This is a genomic window from Saprospiraceae bacterium, from assembly GCA_016714025.1.
Classification (GTDB): Bacteria; Bacteroidota; Bacteroidia; order Chitinophagales; family Saprospiraceae; genus Vicinibacter.
The window spans coordinates 357,490-376,875 of the sequence record JADJOB010000001.1; the positions used below are offsets into that span (position 1 = coordinate 357,490).

Consider the following 19,386-nt stretch of genomic DNA (forward strand, 5'->3'; position numbering starts at 1 on the left):
CAGAGAAAATCGATATTTATAATTTACCAGCTAAATGAATATTCGAGATTCATATACCTTTAATGCATGAATGTATATCAGCTTTTTCCAAAAATCAAGGCAATCGTAATGGACATAGACGGGGTTTTAACCGATAATAAGATCCTGGTAACCGAAGAAGGTCAATTTTTACGTAGCATGAATGTTAAAGATGGATATGCTATTAAACTAGCTCTCCAGGCAGGCCTTCACGTCGGGATAATTTCAGGAGGTCGTTCAGAAGGCACCCGCAAACGTTTTGAATTATTGGGTGTTCGGGAAATTTACCTTGGGATTGAAAATAAATTGGAAGTCCTGAATCAACTCTTGAAATCATGGAATATAGATCATTCAGTGTGTGCCTATGTAGGAGACGATTTGCCGGATCTTGAAATCATGCGTGTTGTAGAACTTCCTTGTTGCCCCTCCGATGCTGTCCCGGAAATTATTTCTGTTTCAAAATACATCGCTTCTGCAACCGGTGGCAATGGCTGTGTCCGCGAAATCATTGAAAAAATCTTACAAGCACAGGATTCATGGTAATCAAAGCCTGGAATCGCCTGCTTCGATTGCCTAATTTATTTATTCTGGCCTGGAGTCAATTTTTAGTGTTTCGTTGTTTAATCCTTCCATTTTTTGACGCAGATGAATTGACTTTAAATTTCAATCAGTTTTTATTACTCATGCTGGCTTTTACTCTAGTTTGTGCATCCGGCAATGTGATCAATGCAATTTATGATCGGCATATAGACGCAACACAGGAATCCTATTTTATTATTCCTAAATATTTTAGCTTGCAATTTTGCTGGATACTCTATATAAGTTTAATTGGAGTCGGTGCAGCTATTAGTTTTTATTTAGCCCTGACAAGCCACCAAACAATGTTATGGTGGATTTATCCAATCAGTGTTTTTTTACTTTGGATTTACTCTTACAAATTGAAATGTTTTCCTGTATTGGGCAATTTAATTGTAGCCGCTTTTACAGGGCTTGCGCTGCTTTTTATCCCATTTGCATTTCGTGAGAATTTAAATGATTTACGAATGCTCGATTATTCTTTGTGGGCTCAGTTGAATTACCGGTTCTTAATGCTTGGAATATTTGCAATGCTTTGCAATTTGTGCCGTGAGCTCTGTAAAGATCTGGAAGACTTTATTCCGGACCAAGTCCAACAATGCCAAAGTACGGCCGTTTACTACGGAATCCCAACTGCAAAAAAGATGACCTTGTGGTGTATGCTAGCATTGGACGCGGTATTGGTTCTAGACATGATTCGACAACCCACAAGCTTCAATCAAGTGCTAGCCGTTGCATTTGCATTAGCACCGGCAAGTTATTGTTCATTTAAATTATTTAAGTCATTTCAACAAAATGATTTTGCTCATGTCAGTGCATCCTTAAAATTTTTAATGCTATCAGGATTAATTCTATTTTGCATATTGTATGAATTCTAAAATTAATTTAAGAAAAATAATTCTTGCATCTAACTCTCCAAGGAGATTTCAATTGATGCTGGAATCCGGATTTTGGTTTGAACAGCGGAGTTTTGATTTTGAAGAAAGCTATCCGGATGATCTGCCGTTATTTAAAGTCGCTCAGCATATTGCTGAAAACAAATCAAAGCATGCCATTCACAGCATCGCACCGAATGAAATCTTATTAACTGCTGACTCAATTGTAGTACTTAATGAACGGGTTTTTGGCAAACCTTCCGATTTTGATGAAGCATATACTACGTTGGCTCATTTATCTGGTAAAAAACATCTCGTTTATACAGGGGTATGTCTCCAGGACCACCATAAAAAAATAGCGTTTACCGGGAGTTCCGAAGTTTATTTACGTCCTTTAAATCACGAAGAAATTTGTTGGTATATAGCACAGTATAAACCCTACGACAAAGCGGGAGCGTATGCTGTGCAAGAATGGATTGGACTATGTAAAATTTCTCATATACATGGTAGTCAGGCAAACATTATGGGCTTACCAACTGATTTGGTTTATGAAGGACTTAAATCCTTTGAAGGGGCATTGGTTTTTCCGCAATAATGCAAATCCACTCTCCTTTTTGCATGTGGCTTTTATAATTTAAACTAACTGCGTGTATTTGATGGTTCATATCATCCAAATCCTGATGAAGAAAACCTGATAAAATGATTTGGCCGTTTTGTTTCAAATGTTGAGACAATGTGGGCAAGGTATCCAATAAAATGTTTCGTGTAATGTTGGCTATGATCAAATCAAATTCCATTTTTGGAATTAAATCTGCAGATCCTAAAAGTACTTGAGCACCTTCAACAAAATTCAATCGTAAATTTTCCTGGGTATTATCGATACATAAAGGATCATTGTCTATAAAAATCACTTGATCTGCATGATGTTTGGCAGTAAGAATGCCAATGATGCCTGTACCACAACCAAAGTCAAGGACTTTTTTATTGGAAAAATCCTGATCCACTATATAAGATAAAATCATGGAAGTGGTTTCATGGTGTCCCGTCCCAAATGCCATCTTTGGAAAGATGATAAGTTCCTCTTTATAATTTGGATCTTCAGAATGGAATGGAGCTCGAACGATTAATTTTGTTTCAATGGTATATGGAATAAAATTTGATTCCCATTCAGCATTCCAGTCTTTTCGTTGATGCTCGATTCTATGAAAAACAAGCTTATTTTCTATTAAGTAAGTTTCAATTGCTGTTTGTTTTTGCAAGAGGTCTTCCCCTTCCAGAAAAGCTTCCAATGCATCTTCGTGTTCCTGAAAGGCATCTGCCCCCAACTCCGATAAAACAGCAAGTAATAAATCAAAAGATTCGGTACTGGTCTCAATGCGATACGAAATGCAATCCACCATGGTTAATACACTTTACTGTAGGCACTCCAGGTGTTTTCCAATAAAGCCGTGATGGTCATTGGACCTACGCCTCCGGGCACGGGTGTAATGGCGCTTGCTTTTCGGGAAACTTCATTAAAATCCACATCACCAACCAATCGATACCCTTTTGGTACTCCCGGGTCCTCCATTTTATTGATACCAACATCGACTACTACAACGCCTTCTTTAACCATGTCTCCTTTCACAAAACCTGGAATTCCCAAAGCCGCAATTAATATATCCGCACTCAAACAAATTTCCCTTAAATTGGATGTGCGGCTGTGTGCGATTGTCACGGTTGCATTGCCTGGCTTGGTTTTTTTTGACATTAATAAAGCAATGGGTGTGCCGACAATATTACTTCTACCCAACACCACGCAATGTTTTCCTTCGGTATCAATTTGATATCGATCAAGCATCATCATAATTCCCATAGGCGTAGCAGGTTGAAATGCTTTAAACCCCAAAGCCATTTTGCCAAAATTATTGGGATGAAATCCATCGACATCTTTTATCGGATTAATCGCCAAATTTATTGCATGTTCATCGATGTGTCTGGGCAATGGAAGTTGCACGATGTAACCGTCCAGTTGATCATCCTCATTTAATTTGGCAATAATATCCAATAATTCGGCTTGGGTAGTTGAATGTGGTTTCTTAATCAAACTGGAAGCAAAACCAACTTCTTCACAAGCGCGCATTTTATTTCTTACATAAGCCTGACTGGCAGGATTATCCCCAACGATGACCGCTGCTAAATGAGGTGGCCGAATGTCATTCTGACAAAACTGGATGACTTTAGCCAAGATCTCCTTTCTTATAATCGTCGATAATTTATTGCCGTCTAATAGAAGCATAGGGTTTGAATTATTGGGAATTTAATTTTGGGTGCAAATATAGGAGTATAGTTGATAGTTGATAGTTGATAGTTGATAGTTGATAGTTGATAGTTGTTAATTGTTAGGTGATAGTAAGAGCTTTTAGTTGTCCATTGCGTCTCTGCGTCTCTGCGAGAAATAAAATAGTTGATAGGTGTTCGTTGTCAGTGGATATTAAAAGCTTGTCCTTACCTAAGATAGCGTGAATTTTTTAAATAAATTAAAGATCGCTTTGATGATGGCAGATTTTATAAATACTTCAATTATAGAAGTATTCGCGGGCTCTGCGATTATATCCATCTGGAATGGTGTTGGCATCGATCGGATTGTTGCCACGCACTTCCTGAAGGGCATTTTTATAGAGTTCGAGTTCCCAATTCTTATTGTGTATTTCTCCATGGGCTGTTGAATGCAGTAAACGAAAATCGCTGCCAGCCAGATCCGGATTGTAGAATAAAAATTTTACATTGGTTTGGCCTGTTTTAAGAATTTTATTGTACTTCCAAATTTCATAAGGAAAAGCTCCGTTGTCTTTGTCTTCAGCGATTTGTTCATCCGGTTTTCCGTATCGTAAATAAATACTTCCCCGAGCGGTTTCAAAACCATAGCCAAAGCCTGAATAAAACATGGCATCCAACTTTCGAATGTATTTTAAAAATTTATCAAAAGCAATTCTCGCTGTGTCGGCCTGATCACTCCAATAGGCAAAGAGAAAAATTCTTTTTTCCTCTAATTTTTTATCCTTAAAAAAATTATTGAGGATATCGACATCCAGGCTTGATATCAAGGGATACATCGCCCGCAAGCTGTAGTCTATAATTGGTTCAGATAAAGTATCAAAAAACTGATGATCTTCAACTTTGCTTGCAACTAACTTAGCAATTTTATCCCAAAATGGATTCACACGGTTAAATTCAACAGATGATTCTGCTACTTCTTTGGAAGATTCATTCAATAATTTAACTGTTAAGCGATAAGTCCCACTGGTTAAATTACTGATATCATGTTTTAGATAATACGCATCAAAATTTCGAGCATTGCGTGCTTTGTGCCATTCTTGTTGGACTATAAAATTTCCACTTGAATCTTGCTTGGATAAATTGAATTTATAGAAAAATCGTTTTCCAAGTTTATCACAATGATATGTTTCAAAATATGCACCAAGCAACTTTTGTGTTTCTTTATATACTGCGTAAGGCAAAGGTTCGCTTATAAAACCATTTTTATAAAATAAATTAATAGTGTCTTTGGATTCTCTGATAACTGAAGCCAATTGCAAACCAGAGACATGGGGTTTTAGGGGAATGTTTTTTATTTCAATAGAATCTAACAAGCTCAACTCCCTGCTTGTATCCCGCAGATCTTCGATTTTAGTTTCCAAAATATAATTTCCTGCCGGAAGCTGCCACCGAACGAGGTGAATTATATCGTGCAAATTTTTTTGAGGAGTTGAGTTTAGCAAGAGACGTTCTGCTTTAACCATGTTGCTGTCTTTTCTCAAAATCAGGGTTACCTGAGATTCAATAGACAACAAGCTATCCCGTTCGATTTTTTTGGTAAATCGATCTGCTAAAATGTGCAATCTGATTTCTAGGTAGGGGCTTAACTCGGTGGTGTAAAATACATTGGACTGAACAAAGGCCTCTATACCCTCTTTAGAATTGCTCATCAGCAAACTAGGGAGAAAAAGAAACCAGGCTATCCAATTGTTCATCCTATTCTTTCTTTAATTTGAAAAGGAATTCCGTTTTCTGAATTTTTGTTTTCATAACAATTACACCCAACTCCGGAGTCCTTTCTAAGTGAAACGTATAATCCATGCCTTTTGTTAATTGCAATACATTTTTTGCCAATTGATAGCCAGCCTGATTTTCGCCACCCATAAAATTGGTAGTTAATATGTGTTGGTCAAAATAGAAAAAGGCACCTTCCAGCGTATTCGTTTTTTTATTATTTCGAAGGGCTTCAATCACAATCCATTTTCCAATCAATTCGTCTTGTTTAATGGAAGTATCACTTACACAGGAAGTTAGGAACAGGCAGACAGAAATAAATAAAAAAAATCGCATGATGATTGGCTCTGATCAAATAATGCTAGTGCTTGGATTGGTAAAGATAAGCAGTCCCGTTAAAGATGCGTATTTTCGATAAATTTACATCTAAATTAATACTTTGAAATTTGTAGTTGTTACCGGAATTTCATCTGGGATTGGTTTGTATCTAAGCAAATTTTTAATAAATGAGGGATTTCAGGTTATTGGGACCCATCGGGATCGTGATCTGGCTGAAGGGTTGACTAAATCAACCAATGGACTTATACAATTGTATATGGATTTAGCTAATGAGCATTCCATTGAGCTTGCTGCAATTCAAATTCAAAAAATCGTAGGAAATCAGGGACTGTATGCCATAATTAATAATGCAGGTCAAGCCATACCAGGCCCTTTGACCGAAGTTCCGATGGAAAAGATCAAATATCAATTTCAGGTTAATGTATTTGGAAATTTGTTGCTCATCCAAAAATTGATGCCCCTATTGCAAATAAATGGACCGGGTTCCCGAATTATAAACATGAGTTCGGTTTCAGGTTTATTTGCTTCACCCTTTTTAGGAAGTTATGCTGCATCCAAATTTGCCCTGGAAGGATTATCAGATAGCCTTAGAAGAGAATTAAAATTATTGGGAATTGAAGTAGTTGTTATAGAACCCGGACCCATTCGAACCGCAATCTGGAGTAAACATTTAGGCGTTTCGGAAGATTATAAAGGGGGATTATTTGCACAATATCTTCTAAAAGCTACAGATATCATTCAACAAATGGAAGAAAATGCCATGTCTCCGGACATTTTAAATCAGCCTATTCTGGATGCGCTACTGTCAACGAAACCTAAAACCCGATACCTGATCCACAAAAACAAATTTCTGTTCTTACTTTTGGCAAAAATTTTGCCTGATAAATGGGCTGATTATCTGGTTAATAGAAATTTAAAGTCCAATAACAAAAAAATAAGGCCTGTCTGATGAAATACCTATCTGCAATTTTTCTCTTCTTTCTTTTTAGTGTAACGGCAATTTGTCAGAATTCGTTTAGTCTGAAAGACAGTCTTCGCGGTTCACTGAGGCCCGAACGAAACTACGATGTTAGTTTTTACGACTTGGATGTAGCTGTAGATATTAATAATCAGAGCCTCAAAGGGGTCTGTGAAATCCACTTATCTGCAAACGAAGCGCTGTCTGTTCTGCAGATTGACCTTTTTGAAAAAATGAATATCCGAAAAATAACAGAAGGTGGCCGTGAATTAAAATTTCAAAGGAGCTATGATGCCATTCTGGTTCAAACCAATTTAAAAAAGGGTGAACAGGCTGTTTTCAAATGTTATTATGATGGAAAACCACAAGTAGCAAAGAATGCACCTTGGGACGGAGGATTTGTGTGGTCTAAAGATCAGAATGGTAAACCTTGGGTGGGTGTTGCTTGCGAAGGTACCGGCGCTAGCTTATGGTGGCCAAACAAAGACCATCTCTCAGACGAACCTGAGAAAGGGATGGAAATTCACATTACCGTACCCTCCGAATTGATGGCCATTTCAAATGGGAATCTTTCAAAAGTGACGGATGCGGATAAAACGCATAAAACCTATCATTGGAAAGTGAGTTATCCAATCAACAACTACAATGTGAGTTTGTACATCGGTGATTACAGCCATTTTAGCGATCAATACACTGCACTTGATGGATCCATTTTGCCATTGGATTATTATGTTTTGAGTTATAATGTTGAGAAAGCCCGCAATCATTTTGAACAGGCTAAAAAAATGTTGGAAGTTTACGAACATTTTTTTGATAAATATCCCTTCTGGAATGATGGCTATGCTTTGGTAGAATCGCCCTATTTAGGAATGGAACATCAAAGTGCCATTGCATATGGAAACAATTACCAGCGTGGCTATTTGGGTGGACGGATTCCAGAAAATTTAAATTTTGATTATATCATTGTCCATGAAAGCGGTCACGAGTATTTTGGAAATGCAGTTTCCTGCAAAGACCATGCTGATATGTGGATCCATGAAGGATTTACAACCTATCTGGAATCCTTATACGTTGAATATTTATTTGGAAGAAAGGAAGCACTGAAATACCTAGATAGTCAACGGTCCATGATCCAAAATAAACATCCATTAATCGGACCACGCGATGTAAATTATCAAGGATTTCCTGATTCAGATATGTATTACAAAGGAAGTTGGGCTTTACAGACCTTGCGTTTTGCAATTAAAAATGACAGTACCTGGTTTAAACTGATCAAAGGATTTTACAATACCTATAAATATAAAAATATCGACAGTGAAACTTTTTTTAATTATGTAAACAATTATACAAAAAAAGATTTTACGCCATTTTTTAAACAGTATTTTTATCATGCAGAAATTCCAAAATTAAAAATCAAAGTAGAAGCTGACAGCAACCGGACTCGAATCATTTATAAATTAATTGCTGCTGAAGAAAAATTAGAAATCCCAATAGAAATCAGTATTGATGGTCGGGTCATCCCTCTTGAAGCCGGAACCAAAGAACGCAATATTGAATTCCGTAAAAAGTTTAAAAACATTAAAGGAGTAAACAATCAATCCCTGGTGGAAGTGTTACCGATTGAAAATTAGGTGAGGAGGAGGGCTGAAGGGCTGAAGGGCTGAAGGGCTGAAGGGCTGAAAGGCTGAACGGCTGTTAGACTGTTAGACTGTTAGGCTGTTAGGCTGTTAGGCTGTTAGCTTAATAGCTTATCAGCTTGTTAGCTTGTTAGTTTGTTAGAAATTTTTAACCACTGACCACTTTTTCCTAAACACTGATTTTGGGCTGGAGGACTGAAGGGCTATTAGCTTATTAGCTTATTAGCTTATTAGCTTGTTAGAATTTTTTGACCACAGAACACTAATCCCTGGCTACTGATTTTTGGAATCAATTAAGCCTCGGTGCTTTCTTTGACAGCCAAGGTACGTTCTTTGATACGTGCTTTTTTACCAGATAATTTGCGCAGGTAGAACAATTTGGCACGACGAACGCGTCCTTTTTTTACCACTTTAATTTCTGCAATATTGGGAGATGAAAATGGAAAAATACGCTCTACACCAACTCCGCTGGATACTTTTCTAACTGTAAAGGTTTTGTTTTTGCCTTCACCACGGACATTGATTACATCTCCTCTGTAATCCTGGATACGCTCTTTATTTCCTTCGATAATTTTATAGCTGACTACGACGGTATCTCCTGAAGAAAATTCAGGGATCCGGCTGGTGTCCATTAATGTGTCCTGTACATATTTGAGCAAATCCATGATATTCTAGTTTAAGGATTTTAAAAAGAGTCGCAAAGATATAGTTTTTACCTGAAATTCTAAAAATTTAGCCTAATTTATCTTATCAAACTGGCAAATCCTTTCAATTCGATGAGTTGATTTCTAGGCGTGGTATATCGAACTACGTATACGTAAACGCCATTCGGCAAATTATTGCCTGAATTATCAAATCGGCCATTCCATCCTTCCAGGGGGTCATTGGTTTTAAAAACCTGGCCACCCCAACGATCCCAAATACTCATTTCAAACGATCTCATGCCATCCAAAATCCCTGAGCCTAAAAACTGCTCGTTTTTTGAATCACCGTTTGGTGTAAAGGCATTGGGCATAAAATAGGTCACAATTGGCTCTACATCAATGTATTGAGTCAAAGTATCGCGACACCCATTGTTATTTATGGCAATCAGTTGGATCCTTTGTTGACCCGTATCTCTAAATGTATAAATTGGGTTAAGCAACACGCTTCGATCACTTAGGTTAAAAACCCATAACCGGCTGTTGCTATTAGTTGAAAGATCTGTGAAGCTGGCCGTTTTTTGAAATGAATTAAATTTATCCGGGGTAAAACTAAAGTCTGCATTCGGAGACTGCCTAGAATTTATCCAATTGGGGTAGTTTTTCTCAATATAGCATCCTATGGGTGAAGTTATCTGGAGCTTAACTGAAAACACACCACCGGTTTTGTAACTATGACAGGGTGAAATTTCTGAACTGGTTTGCCCATCCCCAAAATCCCATAAAATGTCATAGGTCGTGTCGATAGGAATCGAAAGATTTTTAAAACACACGTTTAATGGCGTACAGCCATCAAAGGTCGAAGGTTCTACGATCAACAAAGGAGGTACCGGAAAATAGGAAATTGTAGCCACTGTATCATCCAAACATCCATTGATATCCCGAACTTGAAGCCGGATTGATTTCAATCCAGGGGTATTGAACAGGTAGCTTGGATCCTTAATAATCGAATTTCCAGCACCAGCAAAATTCCAATTCCAATTGGTTAGTTGCCCACTTCCTGAAAATGAATTGTCTGAGAAAGAGACCGGTCCGGCAACGCAGGTATCGTAAGTAAACCCAAAACCGGCACGGATTTCAGGAAAAACATTCACTTGAATATCAGCCGAATCCGAACATTCACTGCCTGGATTTAAAACCATTTTTCCAAAATACGTACCCAATCCAGGAAAGGTAAAACGCGCATTTCTTTGGGCTTCTTTTTGGTTTACACCTCCGATATTAAAAGTCCAATCATAGGCTCTAATGTATTGTACATCGGTACTTAAATTTTCAAAATCAATGCTTGTTTTGCCACAGAGATTGATAATAAATTTTTTATCACTGAGTATTGAATCAGATTTCAGTTTTGCATGCACTTTTGGTTCACAATAGGTCACATTAAATTGAAAATCCCGTCTGGTTTCTGTAAGCAGAATTCCATTTCTAAATTCCCGGATGCAAACACCCACCACAAATTGACCTTGGATTTCGGGTTTACCTGTAATCAATCCGGTTAAAGGATTTATTGAAACTACCGGATTTCCGGCAAGCGGAGTATTTGCAGTATATATCGGAGTTCTGAAATTCACGGTGCTGAATGGCGGCGGACAGCCAAACGGATCTGGTTTTACACCATAACACATTTCACTTCCGTTGAGGGTGCCATCCTGTCCGCCCGCAACCAAGGGTGTACAAAATTCATAGGTCACTAAATCGCCATCCGCATCAATGATGGAATGATCAAAATTCAACGCACTGTTGATGCAAATTACGATGGGAGGAAATTTTTTAAATCGAGGGCTGTTATTGCAAACCCGCTGACCTTCGGGAGTAATCTCGATTACAAACGCAGCACCATCCATTCCCGGGTTTAGGATATTGGAAATGGTTTCATTCCGACAACATCGTTGGTAAGCAATGTAATAGGAATTGGTACTCATTCGCAAATTTCCGGTTTGAAATTCATAGGTACCTTCCTCGACACAGACATTCTCCGGTACTATCAAACAAGGATTATCTTCATCAGCATTTATTTTAACAATGGGTGATTTTAATAATACTTGATCCAGTTTCTTGACATTTCTATAAAAACCATTGGGCAATTTCTCATAAATCCCTATTTTAATCTGTTGGTCAAATTCTGCGGCCTGAAAGGCATAACAGTCTCTATACATTTTTAAGGTCACCGCAAAATTGACAAACTTATTGACTGTATCCACGCTTAAACACCGATAGGACATATCTCCCCCAATGATGTGTTTGCCATTCAACAGCATGGTATGACTTAAAAAAACCAATAATAGTAGAAAGTGTCTCAAAATTTCCCTGTGATTATATCTAACTAAACGAATTCTAGCGTTAATTGGTTATGATAATGTAAAACTAATTTAAATGAACGATTCAAAAACTCATAATGAACTGAATTAATTTGCCCCAAAAGGGCTTTATTCAAGGCATTTAAATTTTTGAAGCTTTTCTTTGATCTTTACAATTTCCATATATTATGCAAAATTAAATTTGTTGGATGAATTTCAATTTAAATGATGAAAATACTGATTTCTGGAGTGCAGTCCAGTGTCTAAAAGATGGGAAGGTGCTTTTGTATCCAACTGATACGATATGGGGTTTGGGCTGCTCAACGGATTTTCCTGAAGCATTGGAGCGATTGTATGAAATTAAGAAAAGGCCCGGAAACAAGGCTGCCATCCTTTTGGTAGACTCGATAGATATGTTAAAAAAATACATCGATTACATTCACCCCCGGGTCGAAACGCTAATGGGTTTTCATAAAAGACCCTTAACAGTCATCTACAAGAATGCAAAGAATTTAGATCCCCGATTTACTGCACAGGATGGTTCCATAGCCATTCGTGTTTGTGAGGATGTTTTCTGCAAGGCACTCATTCAAGAAATTAAGGGGCCCCTGGTTTCTACTTCGGCAAATTTCAACGGGGTCGATGCTCCTACTCATTTTGAAGAAATTGATCCCTTACTCATACAACAAGTAGATTATGTTGTAAAATACAGACAAGATGATACTTCAAAAAATCAAGTAAGCTCTATCATACGATTTGATCCGGAAGGGGAATTGGAATTCATCAGGATGTAATTCTGATGAATAGATTCTCGAAAAAAACTGTGTAGTTTTTATAAACTGATTGCAATTGAAATTTTAGTCTCTAAAAATTATTGAATTGAAGTCAAACTGAATAAACGAGCTGCCACGAATGGAGGACAAATAGAGGAAGGAAGAATTGCCACGAATGCACGAATAGAGGACACGAATGAAGAAGGAGGAAATGCCACGAATGCACGAATGGAATACGAATGGAACACGAATGGAAGAAATGCCACGAATGCACGAATGGAACACGAATGGAATACGAATGGAACACGAATGGAAGAAGGGAGATGCGAAGTATAAAATTTATTCGTCCTTAATTCGTGCATTCGTGGCGATTCTTCTTTCTTAATTAATTTCTCAATTCTTGCAAAGCTCGTTGAAAAACCGGATCTGTTTTTAATCGTTCTTCCTGAAAGGTGGATTCACCAAACAACCACAATAAAATTGTTGCATGACAAGTTTGGATGATTTGTTCTTCATTCCAACGGATGCCGGAATATTTTGTCTTTGCTTTTGACAATTCATTTTTTAGAATCAAATCCAATTGCTTATTGCTTTTCAAAGATTCCTTTGGATTTGCTACTAGTTTTTTTATTTCATGGATATGTCCTGCAATAATTGGTATTGCAATTAATTGTTGGGTAGAATCAAAAGCAGAGTTTGTTGCATCTAATTCAATATCAGGAACGACCCCTTTATTTGTAGCCAATCTTCTTTTTTTTCTACTATAATAAATGGCCTCCCCTGAATTTTCAGGATTTGACAAATAATTATACTCTTCTGAATTTTCATACGGTTTTTGAATGAGTCTTCCGGAATTGGTACTGAATCTGCTTACGGCCAGGCGGATTGCAGATCCATCCGGTAAGCTGTATTGTTCGAGCACAGTGCCTTTGCCATACGTATTTTGACCGACTATGGTCGCACGGTCCAAATCTTGAAGAGAAGCTGCAATCAATTCTGCGGCAGAAGCTGTTTCGTTATCAACCAACACTACTATTTTATCTAATCTAAAAAAAGGTTTTCCCGTTGATTTAAATTCCTTTGCAGCAGTTTTAAATCCTTGCGTCTTAAACAATAAAATATCTTTTTCCGGTATGAGTTGATTGAGAATATAAGCTGCTTCATGAACCAGGCCGCCCGCATTTCCGCGTAAATCTATGATCAGGCGATTGCAATTTTTTCCGGAAACATAGGTTTCCAAAACATTCATAAATTCTCTGTAACTTTCTTTGTTTAAGATTTTTAATTTCAAATACACGACTCCTTTTTCAGGACTGAAAGAAAGTCCTACAGCATTGTCTTTAAAAGGACTCAGACCAATTTTTGAATTTTGTTCCCGTGCAAATTCATGACTATACCATGCAATTTCAATACTATCCTGATTTGATTCTAAAATGGAATCAATTAATGAATCTAAATAATACATGTCGGGTTTGATTTGCAAACCATTGATCAATTTAATTTGATCACCGGCTTGCATCCCTGCGGCAGCTGCATCACTCGCTTCACGAACCTTTTGAATAACTATTTTTGAATCAGCAACTACCAAATCCAATCCAAAATCCTCATCGGTGCCATTCATTCGATTCGAAAATGAATTGAGTTCGCTCGATGGAATGTAATCTGAGTAAGGATCTAAACTTGCAAGCCATGCATCCAAAGCAAGGTCTGTGCTTTTTTCCAAATCAATGCTATCAATATATTTTGATTGAATATAACCCATGACATCCGCAAATTTTTGAATGCGATCCATTGAATTTAATTGGATCGCATTGGTTTCAACGGATGGTTTTTGAACTTGTCGCATATTCATGCCAGCTATCAGACCGATTGCTGCACACAAACCCAATAAAAATGGTTGCCATTTTTTATATGTATCCAAGTTGGTGCTCACGGCTAGTAATACGTATAGCGTCTCACTTTAGCTACGTGTTTTGCAAGTCTTACAACCTGACAGGTATATCCAAATTCATTATCATACCAGGCATAAATGGTCACTGTTTTTCCATCTGCTGAAACGATGGTGGACGGTGCATCTACAACAGAAGCACAGGTAGTACCTACTGCATTGCTGGAAACGTATTCGTTTGAAGTTGAATACTGAAGTTGTTCAACCAAATCCCCATACAGACTTGCATGACGCAATTTGGCAAGGATTTCTTCCAGGTTGGTTGGTTTTTCCAAAGTCAGATTCAAAATTGCCAATGAAACATTTGGTACCGGAACGCGAACGGCATTGCCGGTTAATTTACCTTTAAGATGAGGCAATACTTTTGCAACGGCACTTGCTGCACCTGTGCTTGTGATTACCATATTGATCGGTGCGCCGCGACCTCTTCTCGGTTTGCGGTGAAAATTATCCAACAAGTTTTGGTCACTGGTATAAGCATGAACAGTTTCCAAATGTCCTTTTTCAATTCCGAATGCCTGATCTATTACTTGAATAATTGGAACGATTGCATTGGTGGTACAGGAAGCTGCACAAAAAATATTTTCATCTACATTGTCTGCTTCCTGGGTGTTGACACCTACTACGATGTTGGGAATGTCTTTTCCTGGAGCCGTTAAAATTATTTCAGAAATACCGGGTCTAAGATGAGCGGATAATTTTTCACGCGTATCAAACATTCCTGTATTATCAATCAGGAGTGCATCATGAATGCCATAATCTTCATAATTAATTTCCGCAGGTGATGCAGCAAAGATCATTCTGATTCGATTTCCATTGATGATCGCTTCTGTTCCGTCCGGGCTTACTTCAATAGCCCCGGGAAAACTTCCATGGATTGAATCACTTTCCAAAAGCGCCAATCGCTTATGCACTTCTTCAAATTGATTTTTCATGCCTGCCCTCACAACGATGGCTTTTAATCGCAATTGTTCGCCACTTCCGGTTGATGAAATCAATCTGCGCGCAACCAATCGGCCGATTCGACCAAATCCATACAAAACAACGTCTTTGGGTTCAAATCCAACATTACCAATTTGCAAACCCGATTGCAGACGGTCTTTTATAAAATGGTCTAAGCTATCGAAATGCTTTTGCTGTGTTTCCCATTCGGAGGCTAATTTTCCAATGTCTATCCGTGACGGGCCCAGTTCATCCATTTTAAAAATAATGCGGGCAATCTCCAGGCTTAAATCAAGGTCAAGGGGTTTGTCAATATAATTCTTTGCAAAGAGGTGGTCGCTGATAATTTGACTGGGACGCACGTCGTAAAGATCCTTGCGAAAAATGACCAATTCAATCGAACGGTCAAAACGCAGGTCGCCAACGATTTTACTTAACTCAAGTGCATTTTTTTCCTTTTCCCGCCAGTCCTTTAGTGCGAGTTCAATTTTTTCGTTTTGGTTAACGATAGACATAGGATTTAATTTTCCGCAAAGGTTATAAAATCCGAAGCAAAAAACAATCCGGCTTGCGGTTTATCCGAGGTATTGTTTAAGTAATTTACTTCTGGAAGCTGAACGCAGTTTATTAATGGCTTTATCCTTAATCTGGCGCACCCGTTCGCGGGTTAATCCAAATTTATCCCCAATATCTTCAAGAGACTCAGGATGCTCTACACCAATTCCAAAATACAATTTGATGACATCTGCCTGGCGATCTGTTAAAGTGCCAAGAGCCCGTTCAATTTCTTGACGTAAAGAATCTTTGAACTCCAGCTTTGCATCGGTGGCAGGTGTGCTGTCGTTTTCCAGAACATCCAACAAAGAATTGTCTTCACCTTCCACGAAAGGTGCATCCATGGACACGTGGCGTGCTGCTACACCCATGGTTGTTTCCACCTCTTCTGTTGGAATCTCCAGCAAAGTAGCCAACTCCTCTGCAGAGGGTTCCCGTTCAAATTCTTGTTCGAGTTCAGAAAAAGCACGGTTAATTTTATTTAAAGAACCCACTTTGTTTAATGGGAGACGCACAATCCGTGATTGTTCGGCTAATGCCTGAAGTATGGATTGACGAATCCACCACACCGCATAGGAGATAAATTTAAATCCCCTGGTTTCATCAAAACGCTGAGCGGCTTTAATCAAACCTAAATTGCCTTCATTGATCAAATCTGAAAGAGAAAGACCCTGGTTTTGATATTGTTTTGCGACTGAAACCACAAAACGGAGGTTTGCTTTAGTGAGTCGTTCAAGGGAAAGCTGATCCCCTTGTTTAATCTTTTTTGCTAAATCTACCTCTTCCTCTGGAGTCAAAAGATCTACTTTTCCAATTTCCTGTAAATATTTTTCGAGAGACTGACTTTCCCGATTGGTGATGGATTTCGTAATCTTTAACTGCCTCATGTAGGATTGGTAAATTTATAAATTATTAAAATTCAACGAATTATAAAATAAATTAGAGAAATTTTATAACAGAGGGCGAAAATAATGCCAAGCTGGCAATAATAACCCTATCAGGAATTAATGTTTTGTGAATAAAAAAAGTTCATGATTTAACAAAAAAATATTCAAACAATTTTAATATTGCCGCTTCAACGTACTCAATTAGATTAAAAAAGATACAGTATCAATGGCTAGAGTCCAATTTCAAACCGAGTTCATGTTTAAGTCATCGCCTGCGACGCTTTACCTTTTTACAACCGAACCCACCTGTATGGTACGTTGGTTTTGTGACCGGGTGGATAACATCGGTGACCAATATACCTTTGATTGGGAAGGAGATCACGAAGAGGCGACCCTTGTTCAAGATATCGAAGAAGAATTGGTAAGATACCGATGGAATGACCGGGAAGACGAATTTTTGCAATTCCGAATCTATAAGACAGATATAACCAATGAGACCATTTTGGAGGTGACCGATTTTTGTGATGACGATGAGGTAAAAGGTCAAAAAGATCTTTGGGAGGTTTATATCAAGAAATTTAAGACTTTTTGCGGAGGGTAAATAATGTTGCAATTCTGCGATCCTGCAATCTTTCAATTTAACAATGCTGAAATTATAGCATGTTGCTTTGGGAAAATGCTTTAATCATGTACCCGTCTCTGTGACCCTCGGCGAGGACGCCTTCGGGAACTGTTTTTTTTTTAATGTTTTTTGTTGTTCAGAAGAGATGCGAATTTGAGATTCAGATAACTCGATTATCTCAAAGTTTCCGAAGGCGTCCCCGCCGAGGATTTTCGGAGAGAAATTTTCCTTTTTAGATGCAATTTACTTTTTAATGCTTCAATTATGTACCCGTCTACGTATATCAAAAAATTTAAGACCTTTTGCGGAGGGTAAATAATGTTGCAATTCTGCGATCCTGCAATCTTTCAATGTAACAATGCTGAAATTAAAGCATGTTGCTTTGGGAAAATGCTTTAATCATGTACCCGTCTCTGTGACCCTCGGCGAGGACGCCTTCGGGAACTGGTTTTTTTTAATGTTTTTTGTTGTTCAGAAGAGATGCGAATTTGAGATTCAGATAACTCGATTATCTCAAAGTTTCCGAAGGCGTCTCCGTGAGCCTCGGCGTGGACACCTTCAGTAATTGGTTTTTTCAAGATTTGAAATCAATCAATACTCAGGCAATCAAATAATACACTGCTGTGGTGTAGTAATTTCTAAAATAAGGAATGGCATTTAAACCCGGAAGAACTGATTTGGGTTCTACATTAAATTTAAATTTGTAGATGGGGTTGGTGAAGAAAAGCTTTCTGTTTAAAACTTGAAATTGATTTTGTTTGATTATTTTTTCAAAGCGTTCAATGGAAATTCCGGTTTCTTTTATTTCCATAAATTCATTGAGGGTGATGGCATCTTGGCCACCCCACTCCAATAGTTTTTTGTAAATGAATTTTGGCAAGAGATGAAACCAGGGCAATTTGCTCAGGAGCTTTGACTGTGCCATTTGTTGATGCCCGCCAAAAGGCATTTGCCAGGGAGGGAATCCAAAAAATATTACTCCACCGGGATTTAAAAAACTTTTCAATTGCTGAATAAATTGCTCCTGATTTGGAATGTGCTCAATCACATCCTTTAATAAGATGATATCAAACGGACCATCCAAATCATATTTAAGTTGGATGTCATAAATATTTTTTGAAAGGAATTTTAATTTACCCAAACCAAATGCTTCTTGTTGAAAATGTTTGGCTGCTTCAATACGTGAAGGACTTAAATCAATGCCATAACAGGATAGGTTTCTTTCAACAAATGCCTTTAAAACACCTGCCTCTGCGCATCCAATTTCTAAAACCCGATCCTGATTTTGAAGTGGACGTTTTTCTTCTATAAATGGAATAATAAAATCTCTTGCAGTGAGATACTGCATGTCAAAATAGCGTTGTTTATCTTTATGGTATTCAAACATTAATTTCCTTTGAACGTTGGTTTGCGCTTATTTAAGAAAGCATCCACCCCTTCATTTGCATCTTTGGTAATCATTAAATTTCCAAATGAATCTAATTCTGATTCATATCCCTGCATTTCAAAATCAAAATATGAATTCACAATTTTGATAACTTTCTGGATGGCTATGGGTGCTTTGGTTGCAATTTTTTGGATGATCTCCAATGATTTTTCAACTTCTTTTCCAGGATCAACTACGTGATTTACCAAACCCAGACGATGCGCTTCTTCTGCAGTAATCATATCTCCTGTCATCAACATTTCGATTGCTTTTCCTTTTCCAATGTAGTGAATAAGTCTTTGGGTGCCTCCATATCCCGGAATCAATCCAAGATTTACTTCCGGTTGGCCAAATTTGGCATTGGAACCTGCTACCCGGATGTGACAGGCCATTGCCAATTCACAACCTCCTCCCAGCGCAAATCCATTTACTGCTGCAATTACAGGGATATTGAGTTTTTCGATTTCCGAAAACAACATTTGGCCTTTTCGTCCCAGCGCAATGCCTTCTTTTCTGTTAAGTCCTACAAATTCAGAAATGTCTGCCCCGGCAACAAAAGATTTAGGACCGGCGCCTGTTATAATTAAGCCGCGTAATTCATCTGTTTTGGCCTCAATCTCATCGATTGCGGCATTTAATTCGTCAATTACATTATGATTTAACGCATTCATCGCCTGCTCGCGATTGATTGTCAAAATGCAGACATTATGTTCGTATTGCTTTAATACCTCATTCATGATTTAATTAATTGATTGATTCAGAATTGTTTATGTATCTGAGATTTTAGGTAACGGGTGCAA

19 protein-coding genes are annotated in these 19,386 nt (G+C 37.9%); 8 read left to right on the top strand and 11 right to left on the bottom strand.

The genetic code is table 11. The annotated features are described in order from the left end of the window. Positions 1–66 precede the first annotated feature (66 nt). The 3 genes from IPJ80_01385 to IPJ80_01395 are packed head-to-tail and all read left to right on the top strand — an operon-like array spanning position 67 to position 2,064. Positions 67–561 carry an HAD-IIIA family hydrolase gene (locus tag IPJ80_01385; protein MBK7912133.1) on the top strand — a complete coding sequence of 165 codons (495 nt, stop codon included), beginning with the start codon at positions 67–69 and terminating at the stop codon, positions 559–561. Beyond that, a complete protein-coding gene (locus IPJ80_01390; GenBank protein MBK7912134.1) occupies positions 555–1,472 on the top strand; it encodes a UbiA family prenyltransferase in 918 nt (305 codons plus the stop codon). Before IPJ80_01385 ends, IPJ80_01390 begins: the two co-directional genes overlap by 7 nt. Continuing rightward, entirely contained in the window at positions 1,462–2,064 is a 603-nt protein-coding gene (locus tag IPJ80_01395; GenBank protein MBK7912135.1) for a Maf family protein, read from the top strand. The genes IPJ80_01390 and IPJ80_01395 overlap by 11 nt, the downstream gene beginning before the upstream one ends. On the opposite strand, the gene prmA is transcribed toward IPJ80_01395, so the two are convergent. From prmA to IPJ80_01415, 4 genes are all read right to left on the bottom strand, one after another. Next, a complete protein-coding gene (prmA, locus tag IPJ80_01400) occupies positions 2,027–2,869 on the bottom strand; it encodes a 50S ribosomal protein L11 methyltransferase (GenBank protein ID MBK7912136.1) in 843 nt (280 codons plus the stop codon). The two genes, IPJ80_01395 and prmA, sit on opposite strands and share 38 nt — an antisense overlap. Positions 2,870–2,871: 2 nt before the next feature. Further along, a complete protein-coding gene (gene folD / locus IPJ80_01405) occupies positions 2,872–3,747 on the bottom strand; it encodes a bifunctional methylenetetrahydrofolate dehydrogenase/methenyltetrahydrofolate cyclohydrolase FolD (protein ID MBK7912137.1) in 876 nt (291 codons plus the stop codon). A 280-nt stretch (positions 3,748–4,027) separates the two neighbouring features. Continuing rightward, complete coding sequence (locus IPJ80_01410; protein ID MBK7912138.1) at positions 4,028–5,482, bottom strand: GWxTD domain-containing protein; 1,455 nt, start codon at positions 5,480–5,482, stop codon at positions 4,028–4,030. Between the two features lies 1 nt (position 5,483). Beyond that, the gene (locus IPJ80_01415) at positions 5,484–5,837 is read right to left on the bottom strand and encodes a hypothetical protein (protein ID MBK7912139.1); all 354 of its coding nucleotides are present in this window, start codon (positions 5,835–5,837) and stop codon (positions 5,484–5,486) included. Between the two features lie 103 nt (positions 5,838–5,940). On the opposite strand from IPJ80_01415, the gene IPJ80_01420 reads away from it, so the two are divergent. Together IPJ80_01420 and IPJ80_01425 are read left to right on the top strand one after the other, a co-directional pair. Further along, the gene (locus IPJ80_01420) at positions 5,941–6,789 is read left to right on the top strand and encodes an SDR family oxidoreductase (protein MBK7912140.1); all 849 of its coding nucleotides are present in this window, start codon (positions 5,941–5,943) and stop codon (positions 6,787–6,789) included. Beyond that, positions 6,789–8,429, top strand: a complete 1,641-nt coding sequence (locus tag IPJ80_01425) for a M1 family metallopeptidase (GenBank protein MBK7912141.1) — start codon at positions 6,789–6,791, stop codon at positions 8,427–8,429. Before IPJ80_01420 ends, IPJ80_01425 begins: the two co-directional genes overlap by 1 nt. A gap of 299 nt (positions 8,430–8,728) precedes the next feature. Here IPJ80_01425 and rplS read toward each other — a convergent pair whose 3' ends face one another. Both rplS and IPJ80_01435 read right to left on the bottom strand, forming a co-directional pair. After that, positions 8,729–9,100: a 50S ribosomal protein L19 gene (gene rplS / locus IPJ80_01430; protein MBK7912142.1), complete on the bottom strand. Its 372-nt coding sequence runs from the start codon at positions 9,098–9,100 to the stop codon at positions 8,729–8,731. A gap of 77 nt (positions 9,101–9,177) precedes the next feature. Then, positions 9,178–11,436 (bottom strand): gliding motility-associated C-terminal domain-containing protein, encoded by a 2,259-nt coding sequence (locus tag IPJ80_01435; GenBank protein MBK7912143.1) that lies wholly within the window; start codon positions 11,434–11,436, stop codon positions 9,178–9,180. Positions 11,437–11,642: 206 nt separating this feature from the next. Between IPJ80_01435 and IPJ80_01440 the strand changes: the two genes are divergently transcribed. Continuing rightward, a complete protein-coding gene (locus tag IPJ80_01440) occupies positions 11,643–12,227 on the top strand; it encodes a threonylcarbamoyl-AMP synthase (protein ID MBK7912144.1) in 585 nt (194 codons plus the stop codon). A 175-nt stretch (positions 12,228–12,402) separates the two neighbouring features. Further along, positions 12,403–12,591, top strand: a complete 189-nt coding sequence (locus tag IPJ80_01445) for a hypothetical protein (protein ID MBK7912145.1) — start codon at positions 12,403–12,405, stop codon at positions 12,589–12,591. On the opposite strand, the gene IPJ80_01450 is transcribed toward IPJ80_01445, so the two are convergent. The 3 genes from IPJ80_01450 to IPJ80_01460 are packed head-to-tail and all read right to left on the bottom strand — an operon-like array spanning position 12,592 to position 16,538. Continuing rightward, positions 12,592–14,139, bottom strand: coding sequence for a hypothetical protein (locus IPJ80_01450; GenBank protein ID MBK7912146.1), 1,548 nt, complete (start codon positions 14,137–14,139; stop codon positions 12,592–12,594). Positions 14,140–14,141: 2 nt separating this feature from the next. Further along, positions 14,142–15,611, bottom strand: coding sequence for a glyceraldehyde-3-phosphate dehydrogenase (locus IPJ80_01455; protein ID MBK7912147.1), 1,470 nt, complete (start codon positions 15,609–15,611; stop codon positions 14,142–14,144). 60 nt (positions 15,612–15,671) lie between these two features. After that, the gene (locus tag IPJ80_01460) at positions 15,672–16,538 is read right to left on the bottom strand and encodes a sigma-70 family RNA polymerase sigma factor (protein ID MBK7912148.1); all 867 of its coding nucleotides are present in this window, start codon (positions 16,536–16,538) and stop codon (positions 15,672–15,674) included. 226 nt (positions 16,539–16,764) lie between these two features. Between IPJ80_01460 and IPJ80_01465 the strand changes: the two genes are divergently transcribed. Beyond that, entirely contained in the window at positions 16,765–17,139 is a 375-nt protein-coding gene (locus IPJ80_01465; protein ID MBK7912149.1) for an activator of HSP90 ATPase 1 family protein, read from the top strand. Between the two features lie 619 nt (positions 17,140–17,758). Here the strand turns inward: IPJ80_01465 and IPJ80_01470 are convergent. Together IPJ80_01470 and IPJ80_01475 are read right to left on the bottom strand one after the other, a co-directional pair. Next, positions 17,759–18,547, bottom strand: coding sequence for a class I SAM-dependent methyltransferase (locus IPJ80_01470; protein MBK7912150.1), 789 nt, complete (start codon positions 18,545–18,547; stop codon positions 17,759–17,761). Then, on the bottom strand, positions 18,547–19,323 hold the full coding sequence (locus IPJ80_01475; GenBank protein ID MBK7912151.1) for an enoyl-CoA hydratase/isomerase family protein: 777 nt from the start codon (positions 19,321–19,323) through the stop codon (positions 18,547–18,549). Before IPJ80_01475 ends, IPJ80_01470 begins: the two co-directional genes overlap by 1 nt. Positions 19,324–19,386 lie beyond the last annotated feature (63 nt).